The following is a 20,340-nucleotide window of genomic DNA, read 5'->3' as shown; positions in this document are numbered from 1 at the left end:
GGCGAAGGCTCCGTCCCCGAGCCGTCCCTCCCGCACAAATCCGACTATGGTGAGGCAAATGAAGGCTCTCGTGCTGTCCGGCGGAGCCGGTACACGGCTGAGGCCGATCACCCATACATCGGCCAAGCAGCTGGTCCCGGTCGCCAACAAGGCTGTGCTGTTCTACGGGCTGGAATCCATCGCCGAAGCGGGCATCACCGAAGTGGGTCTCGTGGTCGGGGACACCGCAGCGGAGATCCAGGACGCGGTGGGCGACGGCTCCAAGTTCGGTCTGCAGATCACCTACATCCCGCAGGAACGCCCCCTGGGCCTGGCGCACGCGGTGCTGATCGCGCGGGACTGGCTCGGCGACGACGACTTCGTCATGTACCTGGGCGACAACTTCATCGTGGGCGGCATCCGTGATCTGGTGGCGGAGTTCACCCGCAACCGCCCCGACGCCCAGATCCTCCTCACCCGGGTGGCCGATCCGCGCGCCTTCGGCGTCGCCGAACTCGACGACGCGGGCCAGGTCGTGGGCCTGGAGGAGAAACCCGAGCACCCCAAGAGCGACCTCGCCCTGGTCGGCGTCTACCTCTTCACCCCCGCCATCCACGAGGCGGTACGGGCGATCAAGCCGTCCTGGCGCGGCGAACTGGAGATCACCCACGCCATCCAGCACCTCATCGACGCCCGCGCCGACGTCCGGTGCACCGTCATCGAGGGCTACTGGAAGGACACCGGCAACGTCGACGACATGCTGGAGGTCAACCGGACGGTCCTGGAAGGGCTGGAGCGGCGGATCGACGGCGAGGTCGACGAACGGTCCGAGACCGTCGGGCGGGTGGTGGTCGAGGAGGGCGCCCGGATCGTCAACTCCCGCATCGTCGGCCCCGCCGTCATCGGCTCCGGCACGGTCGTCGACAACTCCTACATCGGACCCTTCACCTCCGTCGCCGAGAACTGCCGGATCACCGACAGCGAGCTGGAGTTCTCCATCGTGCTGCGGGACTCCTCCATCGCCGGCGTGGGACGCATCGAGTCCTCCCTGATCGGACGGCACGCCGAGGTGACCCCGGCCGACCATGTCCCCAGTGCCCACCGATTCGTTCTCGGCGACCACAGCAAGGTGCAGATCCATCCATGAACCTCCTCGTCACCGGCGCCGCCGGCTTCATCGGCTCGGCCTACGTCCGCAAGCTGCTCGCCTCCGACGCGCCCGACGCGCCGGACATCACCGTGCTGGACAAGCTGACCTACGCCGGCAGCCTCGACAACCTTCCCCTCGACCATCCCCGCCTGGAGTTCGTGCAGGGCGACATCCGCGACGCCGAACTCGTGGGCAAGCTCACCGAACAGGCCGACCAGGTGGTGCACTTCGCCGCCGAGTCCCATGTGGACCGCTCGATCACCGGCGCGGCCGACTTCGTCCTGACCAATGTCGTCGGCACCCAGACCCTGCTGGAGGGCGCCCTCAGGGGCGGGGTGTCGACGTTCGTGCACATCTCCACCGACGAGGTGTACGGCTCCGTCGGGACCGGCTCCTCCTCGGAGGAGTTCCTGCTGCGGCCCAGTTCGCCGTACTCCGCCTCCAAGGCCTCCGCCGACCTGCTCGCCCTGGCCTACCACCGCACCCACGGCCTGGACGTGCGGGTCACCCGCTGCTCCAACAACTACGGTCCGCGCCAGTTCCCCGAGAAGGTCATCCCGCTGTTCGTCACCAACCTCCTCGACGGCAAACCGGTCCCGCTCTACGGCGAGGGCCGCAACGTCCGCGACTGGCTGCACGTCGACGACCACTGCCAGGGCGTCGAACTCGTCCGCACCAAGGGCCGCCCCGGCGAGGTCTACAACATCGGCGGCGGCACCGAGCTCAGCAACCGGGAACTGACCGGACTGCTCCTGGAGGCCTGCGGCGCCGACTGGGACCGGGTGCGCCAGGTCGAGGACCGCAAGGGACACGACCTGCGCTACTCCGTCGACTGGAGCAAGGCCCGCACCGAACTCGGCTACCACCCACGGCACGACTTCCGTACCGGCCTCGCCGAGACCGTCGACTGGTACCGCGACCACCGTTCCTGGTGGGAGCCGCTCAAGCGACGCGCGGAGGAGGAGCACCGATGAGGTGGCTGATCACCGGCGCGGGCGGCATGCTCGGCCAGGACGTCGTCGGCGAACTCCGCGGCCGCGGCGCCGAGGTGACCGGCCTCGACCACAGCGCCCTGGACATCTGCGAACCCGCCTCGGTGGAGCGGGTGTTCACCGCGCACCGCCCGGACATCGTCGTCAACTGCGCCGCCTACGCGGCCGTCGACGACGCCGAGGCTCACGAGGAGGCGGCGCTGCGCGTCAACGGCGACGGCCCCCGCCTCCTCGCCCGCGCCTGCGCCGCCCACGGCGCCCGCCTCGTCCACGTCTCCACCGACTACGTCTTCCCCGGCAAGGGCCGCACCACCCCCTACCCGGAGGACCACCCGCCCGCCCCGCGCACCGCCTACGGCCGCACCAAGCTCGCCGGCGAGCGGGCCGTGCGCGAGGAACTCCCGGACGCGTCAGCCGTGGTGCGCACCGCCTGGCTCTACGGCGTCCACGGCAAGAACTTCGTCCGCACCATGATGGACCTGGAGGCGAGCCGCCCCACCGTCGACGTCGTCGACAACCAGACCGGCCAGCCCACCTGGACCGTCGACGTCGCCACCCGCATCGCCGACCTCGGCCCGCTGATCGGCCCCCACGCCAACGGCGTCTTCCACGCCACCAGTTCGGGCGAGGCCACCTGGTTCGAACTGGCCCGGGAGGTGTTCCGGCTGCTCGGCGCCGACCCCGACCGGGTGCGCCCCACCGACACCGCGCCCACCCCGCGCCCCGCCCCCCGCCCCGAGTACAGCGCCCTCGCGCACGGCCGCTGGCAGGAACTGGGCCTGCCGCCGCTCCGCGACTGGCGCACCGCCCTGCACGAAGCACTGCCCCGCATCCGCAAGGAGTCCCCTTCGTGAAACGCCATGAGTTCCTGAGGGAACTGCACAAGGTCAGCGCCAACCGCAACTACCTGGAGATCGGGGTCAACGACGGGCGCAGCCTGCGGCTGTCCCGCGTACCCAGCATCGCGATCGACCCCGCCTTCAAGGTGGTCACCGAGATCCGCTGCGACGTCCACCTGGTGAAGGCCACCAGCGACGACTTCTTCGCCCGCGACAACCCGCTCATCCATCTCAAGGGCGGCCGCCACCCGCTGCGCAACCTGCGCCGGGGCCGCAGCCCGTTCGGCTACTGGCGGCGCACCACGCTGGACCTGTCGTTCATCGACGGCATGCACCTGTTCGAGTACGCGCTGCGCGACTTCATCAACGTCGAGCGGCACTCCGACTGGGCCAGCGTGATCGTCTTCGACGACATGCTGCCGCGCAACGCCGACGAGGCGGCCCGCGACCGGCACACCGGCGCCTGGACCGGCGACGTGTACAAACTCGTCGAGATCCTCGCCCGCTACCGCCCCGACCTGGTCACCGTGCTGGTCGACACCCAGCCCACCGGGCAGCTCGTCGTCTTCGGCGCCGACCCTAAGAACACCGTGCTGCGCGACCGCTACGACGAGATCGTCGCCGAGTACGACCTGCCCGACCCGCAGAAGGTGCCCGAGAGCATCCTCGAACGCACCGGCGCGATCCGCCCCGAGACCCTCCTGGAGGCGGGTTTGTGGCGCCCCCTGACCCGCGCGAGGAACCTGGGCGTACGCCGCTCACGCGGCTGGGACCCTCTGCGCAAGGCGCTGGAACAGCTCTAGGGGCGAGCTCTCAGAAACCGGACGAAGGACCCTGGCCGGCCCGCACCTCCCGGTAGCGGGCCGCGCAGTCCTCGTACGACGGCAGCAGCCCGGCGCGCAGCGCCTCGGCCAGCGGCGGCGCCTCGGCGTCCTTCGGGGAGAGCACCGGCGCCACGCTCTCCGGCCAGGGCAGCGCCAGGTCCGGGTCGAGCGGGTGCACGCCGTGCTCCCGGTCCGGGGCGTAGCCGGTGGAGCACAGGTAGACCACGGTGGCGTCGTCGGTCAGCGCCATGAAGGCGTGGCCCAGGCCCTCCGCAAGGAAGACCGCGTGCCGGGTGTCGTCGTCCAGCCGCAGGGCCTCCCACTGGCCGAACGCCGGGGAGCCGGTGCGCAGGTCGACCACCACGTCCAGGACCGCGCCGCGCACACAGGTGACGTACTTGGCCTGGCCGGGCGGCACGTCGGAGAAGTGCACCCCGCGCACCACGCCCCGCCGGGACACCGAGCAGTTGGCCTGCGCGAGCGTGAGGTCGTACCCGGTGGCCTCGCGGAACTCCTCGCTGCGGTACCACTCGTGGAAGCTGCCCCGGTCGTCCGGGAACAGCTTGGGCTCCAGCACCCAGGCCCCGTCGATCCCCAGTGCGCGCAACGCCGTCACCTCCGTGTCTTCGCCAGCAGGCTCCTCGCCCTGCGCGCCAGCCGCCGAGGCAGCCCCGGGCCGGGCAGACGCCGTACTCGCACGCCGTGCGCTCCCGAGCGCAGCGCGAACGGCAGCGGCAGCAGCCGGGGCCCGGAGGTGTCCGGGACCGGGGCGAGCGCGGCGCGCCAGGTCGCCTTGCCCATCAGCAGGGCGGGCAGCGCGGCGGTGAGCAGGGCGCCGGAACCGCCGGGCGCCGGGGACAGCGTGGCGTCCGCGTCCAGCACCTGCTCCTTGGCGGTCAGCCGCAGCTGTACGGCAGTGTCGCGCGGCACGTGCAGCGGCACCGGGGCGCTGAGCCGGTCGTGCGTGACGGTGACGTCCGCCGGCGCGATGCGCCCGAGCCCGAGGGAGCGGGTCGCCCGGTCGACATCGAGCGCGAGCGAGGTGTGGCGCGCGGTCCAGTACGGCAGCACCAGCCGCCCGGCGACGAGCCCGGCGGGCGCCGTGGGGCGCTCGGTGCGCGGGGGTGGGACCAGCCGGCACTCCTTGGTCCAGCCGCCGAGCCGGACCCGGACCACGGTGTCCCAGAGCCCGCCGCCGAGGACGGTGCCCCCGGCCGCGCTCGCCGGGTCGACGGTGGCCGTCGCCCGCAGCACCAGCCGGAACCGGCCCGGGTCGTCGGTCGGCACGGTCTCCCGGGTGAACTGGGCGGGCTGGAAGTACTGGGCGGCGCTGTCGCGCTGACGCAGCAGCAGATCCGCGCGGGCGGAGCCGAACCGGGCCACGGTGTCGGCGCCCACCCAGGCGACGGCCTCGGCGACGTCCTTCGGCGCGGACTTCAGCGGATCACCACCGCCCCCGGCCGCGAAGGTCAGCGGCTCGCCGTCGGAGTGGTACTCGGCGGCGAAGGAGACCAGCAGTGAGCCGTCCCGCCACTGAAGGCCCTCGGGCACGGCCTTGAGCGCGACGCCCGCCTCCCACTCGGCGAACGCCTCCACATCGGCGTACCGGTCGGCGGCGATCAGCGCGGCCACCACCTGCTGGGTGGGCGCCAGACCGGCCGCCACGCCGGGCCCGAACCGTTCGACGACGACCGAGTGGATCTCCCGGAACAGCTCCTTGCGGTAGTCGGCGGGCATGGCCAGCAGCCGCTTGCCGCGCAGCCGTTCGACCATCTCCACCCGCAGCCAGCGGCGGAACAGCCGGTCCCGCAGCGGCCCCGGCTCGGTGTACTCCTCCACGACGTCCAGCGCCTCGCGCAGGTTCTTGAAGTAGCCGACCGGGTCGAAGCGCTGGAAGCCCGCGTTGGAGGAGTCGTCCCGGCGGACGTGGTAGTAGCAGACGTAGTCGCTGAGCACCGCGACGTTGTCCGCGCGCAGGTACGCCTCCGCGATGAAGACATGGTCCTCCAGGCGCCGTCTGCCCTCCGGGAAGCGCAGGCCGATGCGGTCGAGGAAGGCGCGCCGGACCATCTTGTGCGGGGTCAGGCTGTCGATCAGCGGGGCGTTCTCCACGGTGGCCCGCGGACGGTTCTCGCGGAACAGCTCCACCGGCACGCCGCGGCCCTGGCCGGCCATCTTGCCGACCACGACATCGGCGTCGTTGGCCACGCCGTAGTCGTACATCCGCTCAAGGGCCTCGTCGCCGAGGTAGTCGTCGTTGTCCACGAACATCACGTACTCGCCGCGGGAGGCGGCGATACCGACGTTGCGGGGCTTGCCCGACCAGCCCGAGTTCTCCTGGTGCACCACCGTCACCCGGGGGTCCTCGGCGGCCAGCGCGTCGAGGCGGGCCGGAGTGTCGTCGGTGGATCCGTCGTCGACGAAGATCACTTCGTACTCGTCGGGGGGCAGGGACTGCCGCAGCAGTGAGGAGACGCAGTCCTCGATGTACGTTCCCGGGTTGTAGACGGGAACGATGACGCTGACCTTGACCGGCATCGCGCTCGAAGTCCCCTCGGGTCGTCGCTTGCCTTGCTTGGGTGCGTTGCGGTCGATGCTAACGCGCTGTGCCCCTACCGGCGCTGCCGCACCGCCCGCCGCAGGCGCCAGGCGAACAGCACCAGGACCGCCGCGACCAGCGGAGGTCCCACGCGACGGGCGACGGGAAGTGCGGCCGTTCGGGTGAGGTCGATGGGCGCGGCCGGCTCGGGCTCCGGTGCCCGCTCCTGCTCATGCCCCTGTTCCTGCTCCTGTTCCGGTTCGGTCAGGCGCTCCGCGAGACATTCCGCGAACTGGGTGACCAGACGTCCGCCCACGTCCGACAGCAGGCCGCGCCCGAACTGCGCGGGACGCCCGGTCACCGCCAGGTCGGTGCGCACGGTGACCGCCGTTTCCTTCTCCCGTTGGGTGAGCGTGCCGGTGACGGTGGCCCGCGCGGTGCCCTGACCGCGGGTCTCCCGGCCGCTGGCGATCAGCACCATCCGGTGCTCGGTGTCGTCCCTCTCCTCGAAGACGGCGGTGCCCCGGTACGTGAGGGTGACGGGACCGACCTTGACCCGGACCGAACCGGTGACGGTCTTGCCGTCGTAGTCGGTCACGCTCGCCCCGGGCAGACAGGGCGCGATCCGCTCGATGTCGAGGAGCGCCCGCCAGGCGTCGTCGACCGGGACGGGCACGGTGAACTCGTGCTGAAGTTCCATCACTTCCTCCTCGGAGCGGTGGCATTTCTCAGGGCGAGGTGTGAATCGCACCCTCGGTCACGGTCAGCGGGGCACCCGTGCCGCCCCAGCGCAGGGCGACGATCTCCGCGGCCACCGACACGGCGACCTCCTCGGGCGTACGGGCGCCCAGGTCGAGGCCGACGGGCGAGCGCAGCCGGGACAGTTCGGCCTCGGTCAGCCCGGCCTCCTTCAGCCGCCGCGTCCGGTCGTCGTGGGTACGGCGGCTGCCCATCGCCCCGATGTACGCGGCCGGCCGGCGCAGCGCCTCCTCCAGCAGCGGTACGTCGAACTTGGGGTCGTGGGTGAGCACGCAGATCACGGTGCGCCCGTCGGTCGCGGTGCCCCGGAGATAGCGGTGCGGCCAGTCCACGACGACCTCGACGCCCTCCGGGAACCGCTTGGGCGTGGCGAACACCGGGCGGGCGTCGCACACGGTGACCCGGTAGCCGAGGAAGTCCCCGATCCGGGCGACCGCGGCGGCGTAGTCGATGGCGCCGAAGACCAGCATCCGCGGCGGCGGGGCGAAGGAGTGCAGGAAGACGGCGACCGCGTCCTCGCGGCGCTCGCCGTGCGGCCCGTAGTGACGCAACCCCGTGGCACCGAGGGCCAGTTCACCGCGCGCGTCGGCGGCGACCGCGGCGTCCAGGCCCTCCGTACCGAGGCTGCCGAGCACCCGGTCGGGCCACACCGCGAGGCTCGCCCCGCGCGGCGCGGGACCGTCGGTCACCGTGGCGACGGTGACCGGCTCCCCGGCGGCGACGGACTCGGCGAGGGCACCGAAGGAAGGGTCGAGGTCAGGGGTCACGGGCCGTACGAGGAGGGTGATCTCCCCGCCGCAGGTGAGCCCCACGGCGAAGGCGTCCTCGTCGCTGTACCCGAAGGTCTCCAGCCGGGCCTCACCCTCGGCCACGACCTCCTGCGCCAGCTCGAACACGGCGCCCTCGACACACCCGCCCGACACACTCCCGACCACCTCGTCGTCGGGCCCGACCGCCATGGCCGCCCCCGGCCCACGGGGCGCGCTGCGGCTGGTCGCGACGACGGTGGCCAGTCCGAACGGCACACCGGCCGTGTACCAGCGACTCAGTACCGGGAGCAGGTCACGCATCTCTGGTTCCTCTCACCGCACCGGGACAACGGTCCTCTCTCACCGCCGCCGCCAGGCGTTCCAGCGCCGCCAGGCTGTGGCCCTCGACGAAGGTGTCGACGCTGGGCAGCGCCGCCGCCATGCCGGCCGCCAGCGGGGCGTAGCCGGGGCGGGCCTTGAGGGGGTTGGCCCAGATGACCCGGTGTGCCAGGCGGTGCAGGCGGCGCATGGCCGTGGCGAGGGTTTCCGGGTCGCCGCGTTCCCAGCCGTCGGACAGCACCACCACGATCGCACCGCGCGCCGTCCCGCGCTGCCCCCAGCGGTCCAGGAACGCCCGCAGCAGCTCGCCCAGCCGGGTGCCGCCGCGCCAGTCCGGGACCGCCTCGGCGACCGCCGCCATCGCCAGGTCGGGATCCCGGTGCGACAGCTCCCGGGTGACCCGGGTCAGCCGGGTCCCGATCGTGAACACCTCCGTCCGGGCCCCGCGCACGGCGGCGTGCGCGAACCGCAGCAGCGCGTCCGCGTACGGCGCCATCGAGCCGCTGACGTCGACGAGCAGCACCACCCGCCGGGGCCGCTCGGTGCGGGTGTGCCGGAGCGGCCGGGCGGGCTCCCCACCGTGCCGCAGCAGCTCACGGACCGTGCGGTGCGGGTCGATGTCCCCGCGCCGGGCCGGCCGCCGCCGCGCGGACCGGCGGGCCGCCCCGCGCAGCGAGAGCGCCGCCAGCAGCCGCCGTACCTCTGCCCGCTCCGCGTCGGTCAGCTCGGCGAAGTCGCGGTGGCGCAGCACCTCGGAGGAGGTGGCGAGGGCCGCCACGGGCGGTGCGTCCGGCGCGTCGTCGGCCCGCGCCCCGCCCTCCGCGTCCCGCGCGATCAGGCGCGCCCGGGTCGCACGGCGTACGGGCACCGGCCGCCGGGGCGGGGCCGCGGCACCGTCGAAGAAGGCGCCGAACACCCGGTCGTAGCGATCCAGATCGTCCCGCTCGCCGCACAGCGTCAGCCGCCCCGCCCAGTACACGTCCGCCCGCCGCTCGGGCCCCAGCACGTCCACCGCCGACAGAAAGGCATGCACCCGCTCACTCCCGGCCTCGACCCCGGCCGCCCGCAGCGCGCGGGCGAAGCCGAGGAGGGTGGCGTCGGCGGGGAACACGGCGCTCACGTCCGTCGGGCCGCAGGCGGGAACACGGCACTCACACCTCCCTGCTCGCCAGTACCGCCGCGAAGTCCAGCGCCCGCGCACGCTCCGCGTCCTCCCGGTACTTCAGGACCGAGCCCAGGGTCGCCAGGGCCAGATCCGGGTCCGCCTCCTTCGCGCCGAGCGCGTCCAGCGCCTCCGTCCAGTCGATCGTCTCGGCGACCCCGGGCGGCTTGAGCAGATCGTGCCCGCGCAGGGCCTGGGTCAGGGCCGTCACCTGTTCCGCGAGGCGGGCGGAGACGTGTGGCAACCGGCGGCGCACGACGGCCAGTTCGCGGGCGAAGTCGGGGTGGTCGAACCAGTGGTAGAGGCACCGCCGCTTCAACGCGTCGTGGACCTCGCGGGTGCGGTTGGAGGTGAGGACGACGACAGGCGGCTCCTGCGCGCGCAGGGTGCCCAGCTCCGGAATCGTCACCGAGAACTCCGACAGCAACTCCAGCAGGAACGCCTCGAACTCGTCGTCCGCCCGGTCGATCTCGTCGATCAGCAGCACCGACGGATGCGTCTGCAGCGCCCGCAGCAGCGGCCGGGCGATCAGGAAGCGCCTGTCGTACAGCTCGCCCTCAAGACGGTCCGCGTCGGTCACTCCGGCCGCCTCCGCGGCCCGCAGGTGCAGCAGTTGGCGCGGGAAGTCCCAGTCGTACAGCGCCTGCGAGGCGTCGATGCCCTCGTGGCACTGGAGCCGGATCAGCGGCGCGTCGAGGGCCCCGGCGAGGGCGGAGGCGAGCGCCGTCTTGCCGACGCCCGCGTCGCCCTCGCAGAACAGCGGCCGGTGCAGGCGCAGCGCGAGGAAGCAGGCGATGGCGAGCCCGTCGTCGACGAGGTATCCGGTCGCCTCCAGACGGGCCCGCACCTGTTCCGGACCGTCGATCCCGGTGATCGCGGCTCACCCCATTCCGGCCGCGGTCAGCACCGCGCGCCTGGTCAGCACCTGCGCCAGGTGCGCCCGGTACTCGGGCGAGGCACTGGTGTCCTGGGTCGGGTGGGTTCCGTCGGCCGCCTCCCGGGCCGCCCGCGCCACCGCCTCCGCGTCCCCGGCACCGGCCAGCGCCTCCTCGGTCGCGTAGGCGCGCAGCGGCGTGGCGCCCATGTTGGTCAGCCCGATCCGCGCCTCGGCGATGTGCCCGTCGTCCCGCCGCACCAGCGCGGCCACGCCGACGATCGCCCAGGCCTGGGCCACCCGGTGGAACTTCTCGTAGTGGAAGCCCCAGCCGTCCGCCTTGGGTACCCGTACCTCGGTCAGCAGCTCGTCCGGGGCGAGCGCCGACTGCAGGTAGTCCACGAAGAACTCCCGCGCCGGGATCACCCGCCGGCCGCCCGGCCCCTGCGCCACCAGCTCCGCGTCCAGGGCGAGCACCACGGCGGGCAGGTCACCGGCCGGATCGGCGTGGGCGAGGGACCCGCCGAGGGTGCCGCGATGCCGTACGGCGGGATCGGCGACCGTTGCCGTGGCGGTGGCCAGCAGACCGGCGTGCCGGCGCACCAGCGGGTCGTGGATCACGTCGTGGTGGGTGGTCATGGCGCCGATCACCAGGGTGTCGCCGTCCTCGCGGACCCCGCTCAGACCGGGCACCCGGCCGACGTCCACGACCAGTTCGGGGAAGGCGAGCCGCATCCGCAGCAGCGGCAGCAGGCTCTGCCCGCCCGCCAGCACCTTGGCGTCCTCGCCGCCGTCGGCGAGCGCGCGCACCGCCTCCTCGACGGTGCCGGGGCGGGCGTAGTCGAATGCGGGAGGGATCATGACCGGGCCTCCTGTGCCGAGCGCAGGGCACGCCAGACGCGTTCGGGCGTGCAGGGCATGGGGACGTCCTGGACGCCGAGCGGGCGCAGCGCGTCCACGATCGCGTTGACCACGGCGGGCGTCGAGGCGATGGTGCCCGCCTCGCCGACCCCCTTGACGCCGAGGGCGTTGGAGGTGGCCGGGGTCTCCGTGCGGTCGGTGACGAACTCGGGCAGGTCGGCCGCCGACGGGACCAGGTAGTCGGCCATCGTGCCGGAGAGCAGGTTGCCCTCGTCGTCGTAGACGGCCTCCTCGTACAGGGCCTGCGCGATGCCCTGGGCGAGCCCGCCGTGCACCTGTCCCTCGACGATCATCGGGTTGATCACCTTGCCGACGTCGTCGACCGAGACGTACGACCTGATCCTGCTCTGCCCGGTCTCGGTGTCCACCTCCACCGCGCACAGGTGGGTGCCGTGCGGGTAGCTGAAGGTGTCCGGGTCCAGGACGTGCTCGGCGTTGATCGTGGGTTCCATACCGTCGGGCAGGTCGTGCGAGGAGAAGGTCTCGAAGGCGATCTCCTGGAGGGTCTTGCGGGCCTCGGGGGAGCCCTTGACGGAGAAGACGCCGTTCGCGAACTCCACGTCCTGCTCGCTCGCCTCCAGCAGGTGCGCGGCCACCTTGCGGGCCTTGTCGACCACCTTGTTCGCCGCGTGGTGGACGGCGAGACCGCCCACGACCAGCGAACGGGAGCCGTAGGTGTCCATGCCCTGCGGGGCGGCCTTGGTGTCGCCGTGCACCACTTCGACGTCCTCGAAGGGCACGCCGAGCACGTCGGCGGCGATCTGGCTCCAGCAGGTCACGTGCCCCTGGCCGTGCGGGCTGGTGCCGGTGACCACCTCGACCTTGCCGGTGGGCAGCACCCGTACGGTCGCCGCCTCCCAGCCGCCGGCCGCGTACCGCAGGTCCCTGAGGATGCGGCTGGGGGCGAGCCCGCACATCTCGGTGTACGTGGACACGCCGATGCCGAGCCGTACGGAGTCGCCGCGCTCGTTGCGGTCGGACTGCTCGGCGCGGAGCTTGTCGTAGTCGAACAGCTCCAGCGCGCGGGCGGTGGCCGCCTCGTAGTGGCCGCTGTCGTAGGTGAGTCCCGCGATCGCGGTGTACGGGAACTCCTCGTGCCGGATCCAGTTGCGGCGCCGCAGCTCCACCGGGTCCATGCCGAGTTCGGCGGCCAGTTCGTCCATGGTCCGCTCGATGGCGAACGTCGCCTCGGGGCGTCCGGCGCCCCGGTAGGCGTCGGTCGGGGTGCGGTTGGTGAAGACGCCCGTACAGGTGAAATCGTAGGCGTCCATCTTGTAGATCCCCGGGTACATGAAGGCGCCGAGGAGCGGGATGCCCGGGGTGATCAGCATCAGGTAGGCGCCCATGTCGACCAGCAGGTCGACCTTCAGCCCGAGGAGCGTGCCGTCGCTCTTGGCGGCGATCTCGATGTCCTGGATCATGCCGCGCCCGTGGTGGGTGGCGAGGAAGCCCTCGGAGCGGGACTCCGTCCACTTCACCGGGCGGCCCAGGCGCCGGGCGACGGCCAGCGCGATGGCCTCCTCGGCGTACACCTGGAGCTTGGAGCCGAAGCCGCCGCCCACGTCCGGGGCGATCACCCGCAGCTTGTGCTCGGGGATGCCGGTGACCATGGCGAGCAGGACGCGCAGGATGTGCGGGATCTGGGTGGAGGAGTACAGCGTGTACTCGCCGGAGGCCGCGACCGGGGTGACCACGACCGCCCTCGGCTCCATGGCGTTGGGGATGAGCCGCTGCTGGTGGTAGCGGCGCGTGACGGTGACGTCGGCGCGGGCGCGCACCGCGTCGAAGTCCTCGCCGGTCTTCAGGGGCCAGGTGTAGCAGCGGTTGGTGCCCTTGTCGGAGTGGACCAGCGGGGCGCCGTCGGAGAGCGCGGCCTCCAGGTCGAGGACCGAGGGCAGCGGGTCGTAGTCGACCTCGATCGCCTCCAGGGCGTCGGCCGCGGCGTACCGGTCCCGGGCCACGACGACCGCGACGGGGTCGCCCGCGTGGCGCACCTCGTCCACCGCGAGCGGCGGATGGTCGGGCATCACGATGTCCTCGGTGACCGGCCAGACGCACGGCAGCGAGGACAGTCCCTCGCCGAGATCGGCGCCGCTGAACGCGGCGACCACGCCGGGGCGCTCCAGGGCGGGGGAGACGTCGACGCGGGTGAGCCGGGCGTGCGCCATCGGGCTGCGGAGCAGGGCGATGTGGAGCAGTCCGCTCGCCGTGATGTTGTCGGTCCAGGTGGTCTGCCCGGTCAGCAGGTGGGCGTCCTCCTTGCGGGGCCGGGCGCGGCCGACCTCGCGTGCCACGGTCTCGGTCATGCCGTCACCTCCTCCTCGGAGGCGGCCAGGACCGCCCGCACGATGTTCTGGTAGCCGGTGCAGCGGCAGAGGTTGCCCTCCAGGCCCAGCCGTACCTCGTCGGCGGTGGGGTGCGGGTTCTCCCGCAGCAGATCGCGGGCCGCCATGATCATGCCCGGGGTGCAGTAGCCGCACTGCAGGGCGTGGCCCTCGTGGAAGGCGCGCTGGAGCCGGGTCAGCTCGCCGTCCCGGGCGAGTCCCTGCACCGTGGTGACCTCGCCGCCGTCCGCCTGGACGGCCAGCACCGAGCAGCTCTTGACGCTGACGCCGTCGAGGTCGACCGTGCAGGCCCCGCAGTTGGAGGTGTCGCAGCCGATCGGGGTGCCCGTCAGGCCGAGCCGGTCGCGCAGGTAGTGGACCAGCAGGAGCCGGGGCTCCACCTCGTCCTCGTACGTGGTGCCGTCCACCTTCACCGTGATGTGGGTCATGGGCCCTCCAGAGAGGGAGATCGTCGGGCGGGACGTGATGTAGGTCACTCTATGACGACACGCAGGACCCGGCGAGGGGCGCGGCGGCGGTTTTGTTGAGCGTTAATCCATTGCCGGTGCGAGCCCGGCTTCGCTGCACTGCACGGACCCGACACGTCACACGCAAGGCCCCCCGACCCCTTCCTGGCCGCGGTCGGCCTGCGCGTCGACCCGGCTCCCGTGGGTGCCAGGGCCTCCTTCGCGCCGGAGGTGGAGCTGGGCTCCATGCCGTACGCCTTCTTCGAGGCCGTCGAGGACGCCATCCGTGAGACCCTCGGCCGGGGCCCGCACGGCTGGCCGGTGCCCGACTGCGCGGTGACGAAGACGCACTCCGGCTACGGCTTCCGCGGGCGACGCCGCGCGTCCTGGCCGAGGCGCTGCGCCGGGCGGGCGCACGGGTGTACGCGCACCGACCGCAACCCGCTGAACCGGAAGGAGTGCCTGCTGAACGTGACCCGGCGGACGGCCGGGCGATCTGACTGAGAATCAACTTACTTGAGAGTCAGAACTATTGACGGTTCTCGGAGTCCGCCGGACTTTGGGGACATGTCGACTACACGTGCGCGTGTGCTCGTTGTGCTGGTTGTCCTCCTCGGATTCCTGACGGCGGCCGGTCCTCGTCCGGCCGCCGCCGACCCCACCCTCCCCGACTCCCTGTGGTTCGACGGCACGGCCCTGACCGTGCGCGACGGCCGGTTCGTCGACGGCCACGGCCGCGAGGTCGTCCTGCGCGGCTACAACGTCTCCGGCGAGACCAAGCTCGCCGAGAACGGCGGCCTGCCCTTCGCCTCGGTCGCCGACGCCCGCAGGTCCGCCGCCGCGCTGCGCGCCCTGGGCGGCGGCAACTCCGTCCGCTTCCTGCTGTCCTGGGCCTACGCCGAGCCGGTGCGCGGCCAGGTGGACACCGCGTACCTGTCCGCCGCCACCGCCCAGATCGGTGCCTTCCTCGACGCGGGCATCCGCGTCTACCCGGACTTCCACCAGGACCTGTACTCCCGCTGGCTGTTCGACGCGGACAGCTGGTACACCGGCGACGGCGCCCCGAAGTGGGTGGTGGAACTGGGCGACTACCCGGACGAGTTCTGCGGGATCTGCCCGTTCTGGGGCCAGAACATCACCTCCAACGCGGCCGTGGCCGAGGCGTCGTACGACTTCTGGCACAACGCGTACGGCGTCCAGGACTCCTTCCTCGACACGGCCCAGAAGACGATGGCGTACTTCAAGCAGCATCTGACGGACACTCAATTCGCGGGCGTGGTCGGCTTCGACCCCTACAACGAGCCGCACGCGGGCGTGTACGACTCGGGGCAGACCAGTCGCACCTGGGAGCGGGACGTGCTGTGGCCGTTCTACGAGCGGTTCCGGGCGCGCATGGACGCGGCGGGCTGGCAGGACAAGACCGCCTTCGTGGAACCGAACCTCTTCTGGAACGCCAACCTCGACTTCCAGCGCCAGGAGGGCGGGCTGCTCGACGCCGGTCGGCTGGGACCGCGGTACGTCTTCAACACCCATTTCTACGACCAGAAGGCCATCTCCGGGATCTTCATGTGGGGCAAGGCGCAGGACGGGCAGTACGCCGGTGACTTCGGTACCGTCCGTGACCGGGCCGCGGCGACGGGCACGGCCGCGATCGTCAGCGAGTTCGGGCACCCGCTGTCCGGCACGGTCTCCGACAAGGCGCCCACCGTGCTGAAGGCCATGTACCAGGCGCTCGACTCCCGCGTGAAGGGCGCGAGTTGGTGGTCGGACCCGACCTCCTCCGGCCCGGTCCTGTCCGGCAGCCAGTGGCAGTGGGACATCTACCACGGCCGTCACCACGAGCTGATGAACGGCAACCCCGACAAGGTGCTCACCGGCGGTGACGCCTGGAACGGCGAGGACCTCTCCGCCGTACGCCTCGACGACTCCGGCACCCCCGTCCTCCGCCAGGACGCCCGCCTGCTGGACCGCCTCTACCCGAGCGCCACCTCCGGCACCACCGTCGCCTTCACCTACGAGGACCGCTCCCGCGACGGCTCCACGACCCTGACCTGGAACCCGGTGCCGTCCTCCCTGCCGAACGTGGCCCGCCTGGTCGGCACCGGGCAGTACGGACTGCTGCTGTGGGAGTCGGGCAGCGGCTCGGCGCCGACGGAACTGCACCTCCCGGCGACCTTCCCGGCCGGCGCCACCACGGTGGTCTCCGACCTGGGCGCGGTGCACGCCCCGCCGGCGTACGGCGACGCCACCCCCATCGCCGTCGCCCCGGAACCCGGCGGTACCGGTAGCCGGCGCCTCCTGCTCGGCGACACCGACTCCGGCACGCTCCACTACGCGCTGGTGACCAACGGGACGGCGAACCCCTCGGCGGCGCTGCTCGCCGCGGCCCGCGGAGAACTCACCGCGTGGGCCGCCGCCGTGCGGTGACCGGGGGCCGGTTACCCGTTCGGTGACGCCCAGTCGGCCTCCACCTGGCCCAGCCGCACCCGCTGGGGGTGGTCGCCGACCGGGACGGAGACCTGCTTGGTGCCGGTGGCGAAGTCGATGGCGGTGACCTGGTCGGTGCCGCTCTCGGAGACCACGCAGGACTTGCCGTCGCCGCTGACCGTGGCCCAGTACGGCTTGGAGGCGGGGACCAGCGGGCCCTCCTGGAGGGTGGCACGGTCGACGACGGTGGCGTAGTCGTCCATCGTGCCCGCGACGCACAGCTTGCTGCCGTCCGGGCTCATCGAAATGCCGTGGTGGCGCGAGTCGTTGACGAAGGTGGTGCGGTCGTCGCTGGTCGCCGGGTTCTTGGGCAGCGTCTTGGTGCGGACGATCCTGTCGGTGGCCAGGTCGTACTCGAAGAACCCGTTGAAGAACGACACCTGGAAGTACAGCTTCGACTCGTCCGGCGAGAACACAGCGGGCCGTACGGCGTCGGAGTAGTCGGTGAGGCCGATCGCGTTGAGCCGGTCGCGCATGTCGATGACCTTGACACGCTGGTACGTGGTGGCGTCGACGACCGTGATGTACCGGTTGCCCTTCGTCCAGTCCAGCCACGGGGCGTCGGTCTGGGTGTTCACGTCGCCGATCGCCATGTTGTAGATGTACTTGCCGTCGCGCGTGAAGATGTTCTCGTGCGGCTTGTCCCCGGTGCCGAACTTGCCGAGCTCCTTGCCCGTCTCGATGTCCAGCACGTGCACGGTGTTGGAGGTCGAGGCCGACACCGCGACCCGCTTGCCGTTGGGGGAGACCGCCATGTGGTCGGAGCGGTAACCCGACACGGGGAAACGCCAGTTGACCGCGCCGGTGGCCAGGTCGAGCGAGACGACGTCGGCGAAGCTGGGCCGGGAGACGACCACGGACTTGCCGTCCGGCGTGGAGTACATGTCGTCCACGAACTGGTCGTGCCCCTCGCCGACACTGTTGCGGATCGCCATGAAGTAGATCCACTTGATCGGGTTGGCGTTGATCTCGGCCATGCGCTGCGCCTTGTCGGGGATCACATTGATCCGGCCGATCTTCGCGAAGTCCCCGCTGGAGCGGATGACATCGGCGGTGCCGTCCCAGTTGTTGCCGACGAACAGGACCTCGCGGAGGGCGGCGGCGTCGGAGTCCGCGGCGGTGGCGGTCGCGGGGGCGGTGACGGTCAGGGCGAAAGCGGCGGCCGCGACGGCGGCGGCGCGCAGGTGCCTGGTTCTGCTGGCAGGCATATGGCTCTCCTCATGGACGGCTGCGGGGTGGCCTGATGCGGGCACACCTGGTGCGGGGGTGGCGTGCGCATGCCAAAGTGCGAAATCTGAACACGAGGTCGTTCAGAGTTTGACTTACTGGAAAGTAAGGATCGGGGGGCCTTCTCCACAAGACTGCGTACACGACAAAATGGCGAACGGCTGAGGAGAGGAAGGACATTGGCGGGCAGGCTCAGGGCGCCGACCGGCCGTTACGGCGGCAAGTCGGCGGAGGAACGCCAGGCCGAGCGCCGCGGACGTTTCCTGGACGCGGCACTGCGACTGTTCGGGGACACACCGGGATACCGGGGCACGACGGTCGCCGCGCTCAGTGAGGCGGCGGGGCTGTCGACACGTCAGTTCTACGAGGAGTTCCGCACCCTGGAGGACGTCCTCGCCGCGCTCCACCTCCAGGTCAACGGATGGGCGGAGGAAGCGGTCCGCACCGCGATGACCGAGGCGGAGGGCCTGCCCCTCGCCGAGCGCGCCGCCGCGATCTTCCGCGCCTACGCCGCGAACGTCACGGCCGATCCGCGCCGCGTCCGCATCACCTTCGTCGAGATCATCGGCGTCAGCCCCCGCCTGGAGGAACAGCGTCTGGCTCGCCGGGCCCGCTGGGTCGACCTCGTCTGCGCCGAGGCGGCGGCCGCGGTGACCCGGGGGGAGGCGGCGGCGCGCGACTACCGGCTCTCGGCCACGGCCTTCATCGGCAGCGTGAACGGGCTGCTGCACGACTGGAGTTCGGGATGGGTGGACGCGACGCTCGACGAGGTGGTCGACGAGCTCGTCCGGTCGCTGCTGAGCATGCTGCAGCCGATGGAGCCGCGGGTCACGGGGAGTTGAGGGGCTGAGCGCCGCCTTCCGCCAACCGCTCCACCTCCGCCAGCACCGGGGCCGTCCCGTCCTCCGCGCGGATGCGGGCGCCGAGAGAGCGGGCGCGCTCCCGGTGCCCCGGGTCACGTACGGCCCGGTCGAGGGCGCTCGCCAGCCTGTCCGCCGTCAGCCCGCGCAGCGGTACCGCGCACGGGGCCACCCCCAGGGCCACCAGGCGCCGGGACCAGAACCCCGCGTCGAACTGGACCGGCACCGGGACGGCCGGGACCCCGGCCCGCAGCCCCGCCGCGGTCGTGCCCGCGCCCGCGTGGTGGACGACGGCGGCCATGCGGGGGAACAGGGCCGAGTGAGCCACCTCGCCGACCGTCAGCATGTCGTCGCCGTCGGCTGCGAGACCGCCCCAGCCGCGCTGGATCACCCCGCGCAGCCCCGCCCGCCGCAACCCCCGTACGATCTCGGCACTCAGCACCTCCGGATCGGGCACCGTCGCACTGCCCAGCCCCACGTACACCGGAGGTTCGCCCGCGTCGAGGAAGTCCTCGATCCCGGCGGGCAGCCGTTCGTCGCGGTCGTACGGCCACCAGTACCCGGTCACGTCGTGTCCGGCCGGCCAGTCCCGGGGGCGGGGCACGACCAGCGGGCTGAAGCCGTGCAGTACCGGTGTCTCCCGGGTACGACGTGCCAGACCCCGGGGCAGCCCGAGCCGGGTCCGCAGCGAGGGCACCATCGCCGCGAGCCCCTGTTCCATCACCACATTCAGCCCGTGTCCGGCCACTCGGTTGCCCAGGGCGCCCCAGGACTTGGCGCCGAGCACCGACGGCGCGAACTCCCGGGTGGGCGCCAAGGGCTGGAGGTAGACACCCAGACTCGGCAGGCGCAGCCCCTCGGCGATCGTCCGCCCGAGCGGCCCGAGCGAACTGGACAGCAGCAGGATGTCGCTGTCCCGGGCCGCGGCCACCAGGTCGTCCGTCATTCTGCCCATCAGCGTCCGCGCCAGCGCGGCCAGTCGTATCAGCTTGCCCACGCCGGTCCTGCTGCGGTGCAGCGCCAGGCCCCGGGCGGACTGCGACTCCGCCCGGGGATCGACCGGGAGCGGGTGAAAGCGCAGCAGCGAGCCCGCGACCAGCGGCTCGAAGCTCCCGTGGGTGACCAGGGTGACCCGATGACCGGCCCGGGCCAACGCCTGCCCCAGACCGGTGTAGGGGGCCACATCGCCCCGCGAGCCCGCCGTCATGATCGCTACGCGCACGTCGGCCAGTATGACCCCCGGAACCCAGGTATGACCCCCGGAACCCGGGTATGACCCCCGGAACCCGCTCCCTCAGCCCGGCGCGGCGCCGAAACCCGCCACGACCACCAGCCCGGCGCCCACCAGCAGTCCCACCGCCAGCAGCCGGCAGCGCAACGCCCGGTACCGCTCCTCGTACTCGGCCCGCAGCTCCTCCGCGCGCTCGGCGGTGCGCTCCCAGGACCGCCGAGCCAGCTCCACGTACTCCGCCGCGAACCGCCGCTCCACCTCCTCCCGCTGAGCCTCCGTCAGCCAGGCCGACAGCGGGGCGCCGAAGCGCTCGGCGGCGCTACGGCCCTCCTCGCGCGTCGCGGCCACCAGCAGATAGCCCTCGACCTGTCCGACCCACCCACGATCCCCGTCGGCCGTCACCGCGGGCTCAACTCCCGCGCCGGGGAGCCGATCGAGGGATGGTGGACGTCGAACGCCGGGGACTCCGAGCGGATACGGGGCAGGGTGGTGAAGTTGTGCCGCGGGGGCGGGCAGCTCGTCGCCCACTCCAGCGAACGGCCGTAGCCCCACGGGTCGTCGACCTCGATCTTCTTGCCGTACTTGGCGGTCTTCCAGACGTTGTAGAAGAACGGCAG

Annotated in this window: 18 protein-coding genes and 2 pseudogenes; 7 read left to right on the top strand and 13 right to left on the bottom strand. The window is 72.2% G+C overall.

Annotation, left to right across the window (positions count from 1 at the left end):
• Positions 1–58 precede the first annotated feature (58 nt).
• Genes ACZ7L7_RS26285 through ACZ7L7_RS26270 form a run of 4 tightly spaced genes read left to right on the top strand, consistent with a single transcriptional unit; the run spans position 59 to position 3,763 of the window.
• Entirely contained in the window at positions 59–1,126 is a 1,068-nt protein-coding gene (locus tag ACZ7L7_RS26285; RefSeq protein ID WP_453602271.1) for a glucose-1-phosphate thymidylyltransferase, read from the top strand.
• The gene (gene rfbB / locus ACZ7L7_RS26280) at positions 1,123–2,103 is read left to right on the top strand and encodes a dTDP-glucose 4,6-dehydratase (protein WP_453602268.1); all 981 of its coding nucleotides are present in this window, start codon (positions 1,123–1,125) and stop codon (positions 2,101–2,103) included. Before ACZ7L7_RS26285 ends, rfbB begins: the two co-directional genes overlap by 4 nt.
• Positions 2,100–2,975, top strand: a complete 876-nt coding sequence (gene rfbD / locus ACZ7L7_RS26275; protein ID WP_472077423.1) for a dTDP-4-dehydrorhamnose reductase — start codon at positions 2,100–2,102, stop codon at positions 2,973–2,975. The genes rfbB and rfbD overlap by 4 nt, the downstream gene beginning before the upstream one ends.
• Entirely contained in the window at positions 2,972–3,763 is a 792-nt protein-coding gene (locus tag ACZ7L7_RS26270) for a class I SAM-dependent methyltransferase (RefSeq protein WP_285512068.1), read from the top strand. The genes rfbD and ACZ7L7_RS26270 overlap by 4 nt, the downstream gene beginning before the upstream one ends.
• Before the next feature lie 10 nt (positions 3,764–3,773).
• Here ACZ7L7_RS26270 and rfbC read toward each other — a convergent pair whose 3' ends face one another.
• The 9 genes from rfbC to ACZ7L7_RS26225 all read right to left on the bottom strand — a co-directional run bounded on the left by rfbC (position 3,774) and on the right by ACZ7L7_RS26225 (position 13,900).
• The gene (rfbC, locus tag ACZ7L7_RS26265) at positions 3,774–4,391 is read right to left on the bottom strand and encodes a dTDP-4-dehydrorhamnose 3,5-epimerase (RefSeq protein WP_285512069.1); all 618 of its coding nucleotides are present in this window, start codon (positions 4,389–4,391) and stop codon (positions 3,774–3,776) included.
• A 5-nt stretch (positions 4,392–4,396) separates the two neighbouring features.
• Positions 4,397–6,322, bottom strand: a complete 1,926-nt coding sequence (locus ACZ7L7_RS26260) for a glycosyltransferase (RefSeq protein ID WP_453602260.1) — start codon at positions 6,320–6,322, stop codon at positions 4,397–4,399.
• Positions 6,323–6,396: 74 nt separating this feature from the next.
• Complete coding sequence (locus ACZ7L7_RS26255) at positions 6,397–7,023, bottom strand: SRPBCC family protein (protein ID WP_285512071.1); 627 nt, start codon at positions 7,021–7,023, stop codon at positions 6,397–6,399.
• Between the two features lie 28 nt (positions 7,024–7,051).
• Entirely contained in the window at positions 7,052–8,152 is a 1,101-nt protein-coding gene (locus tag ACZ7L7_RS26250) for an XdhC family protein (RefSeq protein ID WP_285512072.1), read from the bottom strand.
• A complete protein-coding gene (locus tag ACZ7L7_RS26245) occupies positions 8,145–9,290 on the bottom strand; it encodes a vWA domain-containing protein (protein WP_285512073.1) in 1,146 nt (381 codons plus the stop codon). The genes ACZ7L7_RS26250 and ACZ7L7_RS26245 overlap by 8 nt, the downstream gene beginning before the upstream one ends.
• A 31-nt stretch (positions 9,291–9,321) precedes the next feature.
• Positions 9,322–10,179 (bottom strand): AAA family ATPase, encoded by an 858-nt coding sequence (locus ACZ7L7_RS26240; protein WP_453602253.1) that lies wholly within the window; start codon positions 10,177–10,179, stop codon positions 9,322–9,324.
• Between the two features lie 33 nt (positions 10,180–10,212).
• Positions 10,213–11,067, bottom strand: a complete 855-nt coding sequence (locus ACZ7L7_RS26235) for an FAD binding domain-containing protein (RefSeq protein WP_285512075.1) — start codon at positions 11,065–11,067, stop codon at positions 10,213–10,215.
• The gene (locus tag ACZ7L7_RS26230; protein WP_453602247.1) at positions 11,064–13,433 is read right to left on the bottom strand and encodes a xanthine dehydrogenase family protein molybdopterin-binding subunit; all 2,370 of its coding nucleotides are present in this window, start codon (positions 13,431–13,433) and stop codon (positions 11,064–11,066) included. The genes ACZ7L7_RS26235 and ACZ7L7_RS26230 overlap by 4 nt, the downstream gene beginning before the upstream one ends.
• Complete coding sequence (locus tag ACZ7L7_RS26225; RefSeq protein ID WP_285512077.1) at positions 13,430–13,900, bottom strand: (2Fe-2S)-binding protein; 471 nt, start codon at positions 13,898–13,900, stop codon at positions 13,430–13,432. Before ACZ7L7_RS26225 ends, ACZ7L7_RS26230 begins: the two co-directional genes overlap by 4 nt.
• 174 nt (positions 13,901–14,074) lie before the next feature.
• Between ACZ7L7_RS26225 and ACZ7L7_RS26220 the strand changes: the two are divergent.
• Together ACZ7L7_RS26220 and ACZ7L7_RS26215 are read left to right on the top strand one after the other, a co-directional pair.
• Positions 14,075–14,343, top strand: a pseudogene (locus ACZ7L7_RS26220) (GTP-binding protein); the annotation flags it as partial.
• A gap of 142 nt (positions 14,344–14,485) precedes the next feature.
• Positions 14,486–16,345 carry a cellulase family glycosylhydrolase gene (locus ACZ7L7_RS26215; RefSeq protein ID WP_453602243.1) on the top strand — a complete coding sequence of 620 codons (1,860 nt, stop codon included), beginning with the start codon at positions 14,486–14,488 and terminating at the stop codon, positions 16,343–16,345.
• 11 nt (positions 16,346–16,356) lie between these two features.
• On the opposite strand, the gene ACZ7L7_RS26210 is transcribed toward ACZ7L7_RS26215, so the two are convergent.
• Positions 16,357–17,613: a YncE family protein gene (locus tag ACZ7L7_RS26210; protein ID WP_472077417.1), complete on the bottom strand. Its 1,257-nt coding sequence runs from the start codon at positions 17,611–17,613 to the stop codon at positions 16,357–16,359.
• Positions 17,614–17,811: 198 nt separating this feature from the next.
• Between ACZ7L7_RS26210 and ACZ7L7_RS26205 the strand changes: the two genes are divergently transcribed.
• Positions 17,812–18,474 (top strand): TetR/AcrR family transcriptional regulator, encoded by a 663-nt coding sequence (locus tag ACZ7L7_RS26205; RefSeq protein ID WP_285512080.1) that lies wholly within the window; start codon positions 17,812–17,814, stop codon positions 18,472–18,474.
• On the opposite strand, the gene ACZ7L7_RS26200 is transcribed toward ACZ7L7_RS26205, so the two are convergent.
• The 3 genes and pseudogenes from ACZ7L7_RS26200 to ACZ7L7_RS26190 form a co-directional block, all read right to left on the bottom strand.
• Positions 18,461–19,699: a glycosyltransferase gene (locus ACZ7L7_RS26200; RefSeq protein ID WP_453602392.1), complete on the bottom strand. Its 1,239-nt coding sequence runs from the start codon at positions 19,697–19,699 to the stop codon at positions 18,461–18,463. The genes ACZ7L7_RS26205 and ACZ7L7_RS26200 overlap by 14 nt on opposite strands.
• Before the next feature lie 87 nt (positions 19,700–19,786).
• Positions 19,787–20,125, bottom strand: a complete 339-nt coding sequence (locus ACZ7L7_RS26195; protein ID WP_285512081.1) for a hypothetical protein — start codon at positions 20,123–20,125, stop codon at positions 19,787–19,789.
• Positions 20,122–20,340, bottom strand: a pseudogene (locus ACZ7L7_RS26190) (aa3-type cytochrome oxidase subunit I); the annotation flags it as partial. The pseudogene ACZ7L7_RS26190 and the gene ACZ7L7_RS26195, both read right to left, overlap by 4 nt.

It is taken from the genome of Streptomyces sp. NPDC110618, from assembly GCF_055657065.1.
The sequence above is the reverse complement of the archived record's forward strand: the minus strand, read 5'-3'. Positions and strand labels throughout refer to the sequence as shown.

Coding starts and splice junctions, on each gene's coding strand:
- ACZ7L7_RS26285 (WP_453602271.1), top strand. CDS start 59: ATGAAGGCTCTCGTGCTGTCCGGCGGAGCCGGTACACGGCTGAGGCCG.
- rfbB (WP_453602268.1), top strand. CDS start 1,123: ATGAACCTCCTCGTCACCGGCGCCGCCGGCTTCATCGGCTCGGCCTAC.
- rfbD (WP_472077423.1), top strand. CDS start 2,100: ATGAGGTGGCTGATCACCGGCGCGGGCGGCATGCTCGGCCAGGACGTC.
- ACZ7L7_RS26260 (WP_453602260.1), bottom strand. CDS start 6,322: ATGCCGGTCAAGGTCAGCGTCATCGTTCCCGTCTACAACCCGGGAACG.
- ACZ7L7_RS26255 (WP_285512071.1), bottom strand. CDS start 7,023: ATGGAACTTCAGCACGAGTTCACCGTGCCCGTCCCGGTCGACGACGCC.
- ACZ7L7_RS26250 (WP_285512072.1), bottom strand. CDS start 8,152: ATGCGTGACCTGCTCCCGGTACTGAGTCGCTGGTACACGGCCGGTGTG.
- ACZ7L7_RS26235 (WP_285512075.1), bottom strand. CDS start 11,067: ATGATCCCTCCCGCATTCGACTACGCCCGCCCCGGCACCGTCGAGGAG.
- ACZ7L7_RS26230 (WP_453602247.1), bottom strand. CDS start 13,433: ATGACCGAGACCGTGGCACGCGAGGTCGGCCGCGCCCGGCCCCGCAAG.
- ACZ7L7_RS26225 (WP_285512077.1), bottom strand. CDS start 13,900: ATGACCCACATCACGGTGAAGGTGGACGGCACCACGTACGAGGACGAG.
- ACZ7L7_RS26215 (WP_453602243.1), top strand. CDS start 14,486: ATGTCGACTACACGTGCGCGTGTGCTCGTTGTGCTGGTTGTCCTCCTC.
- ACZ7L7_RS26210 (WP_472077417.1), bottom strand. CDS start 17,613: ATGCCTGCCAGCAGAACCAGGCACCTGCGCGCCGCCGCCGTCGCGGCC.
- ACZ7L7_RS26200 (WP_453602392.1), bottom strand. CDS start 19,699: ATGACGGCGGGCTCGCGGGGCGATGTGGCCCCCTACACCGGTCTGGGG.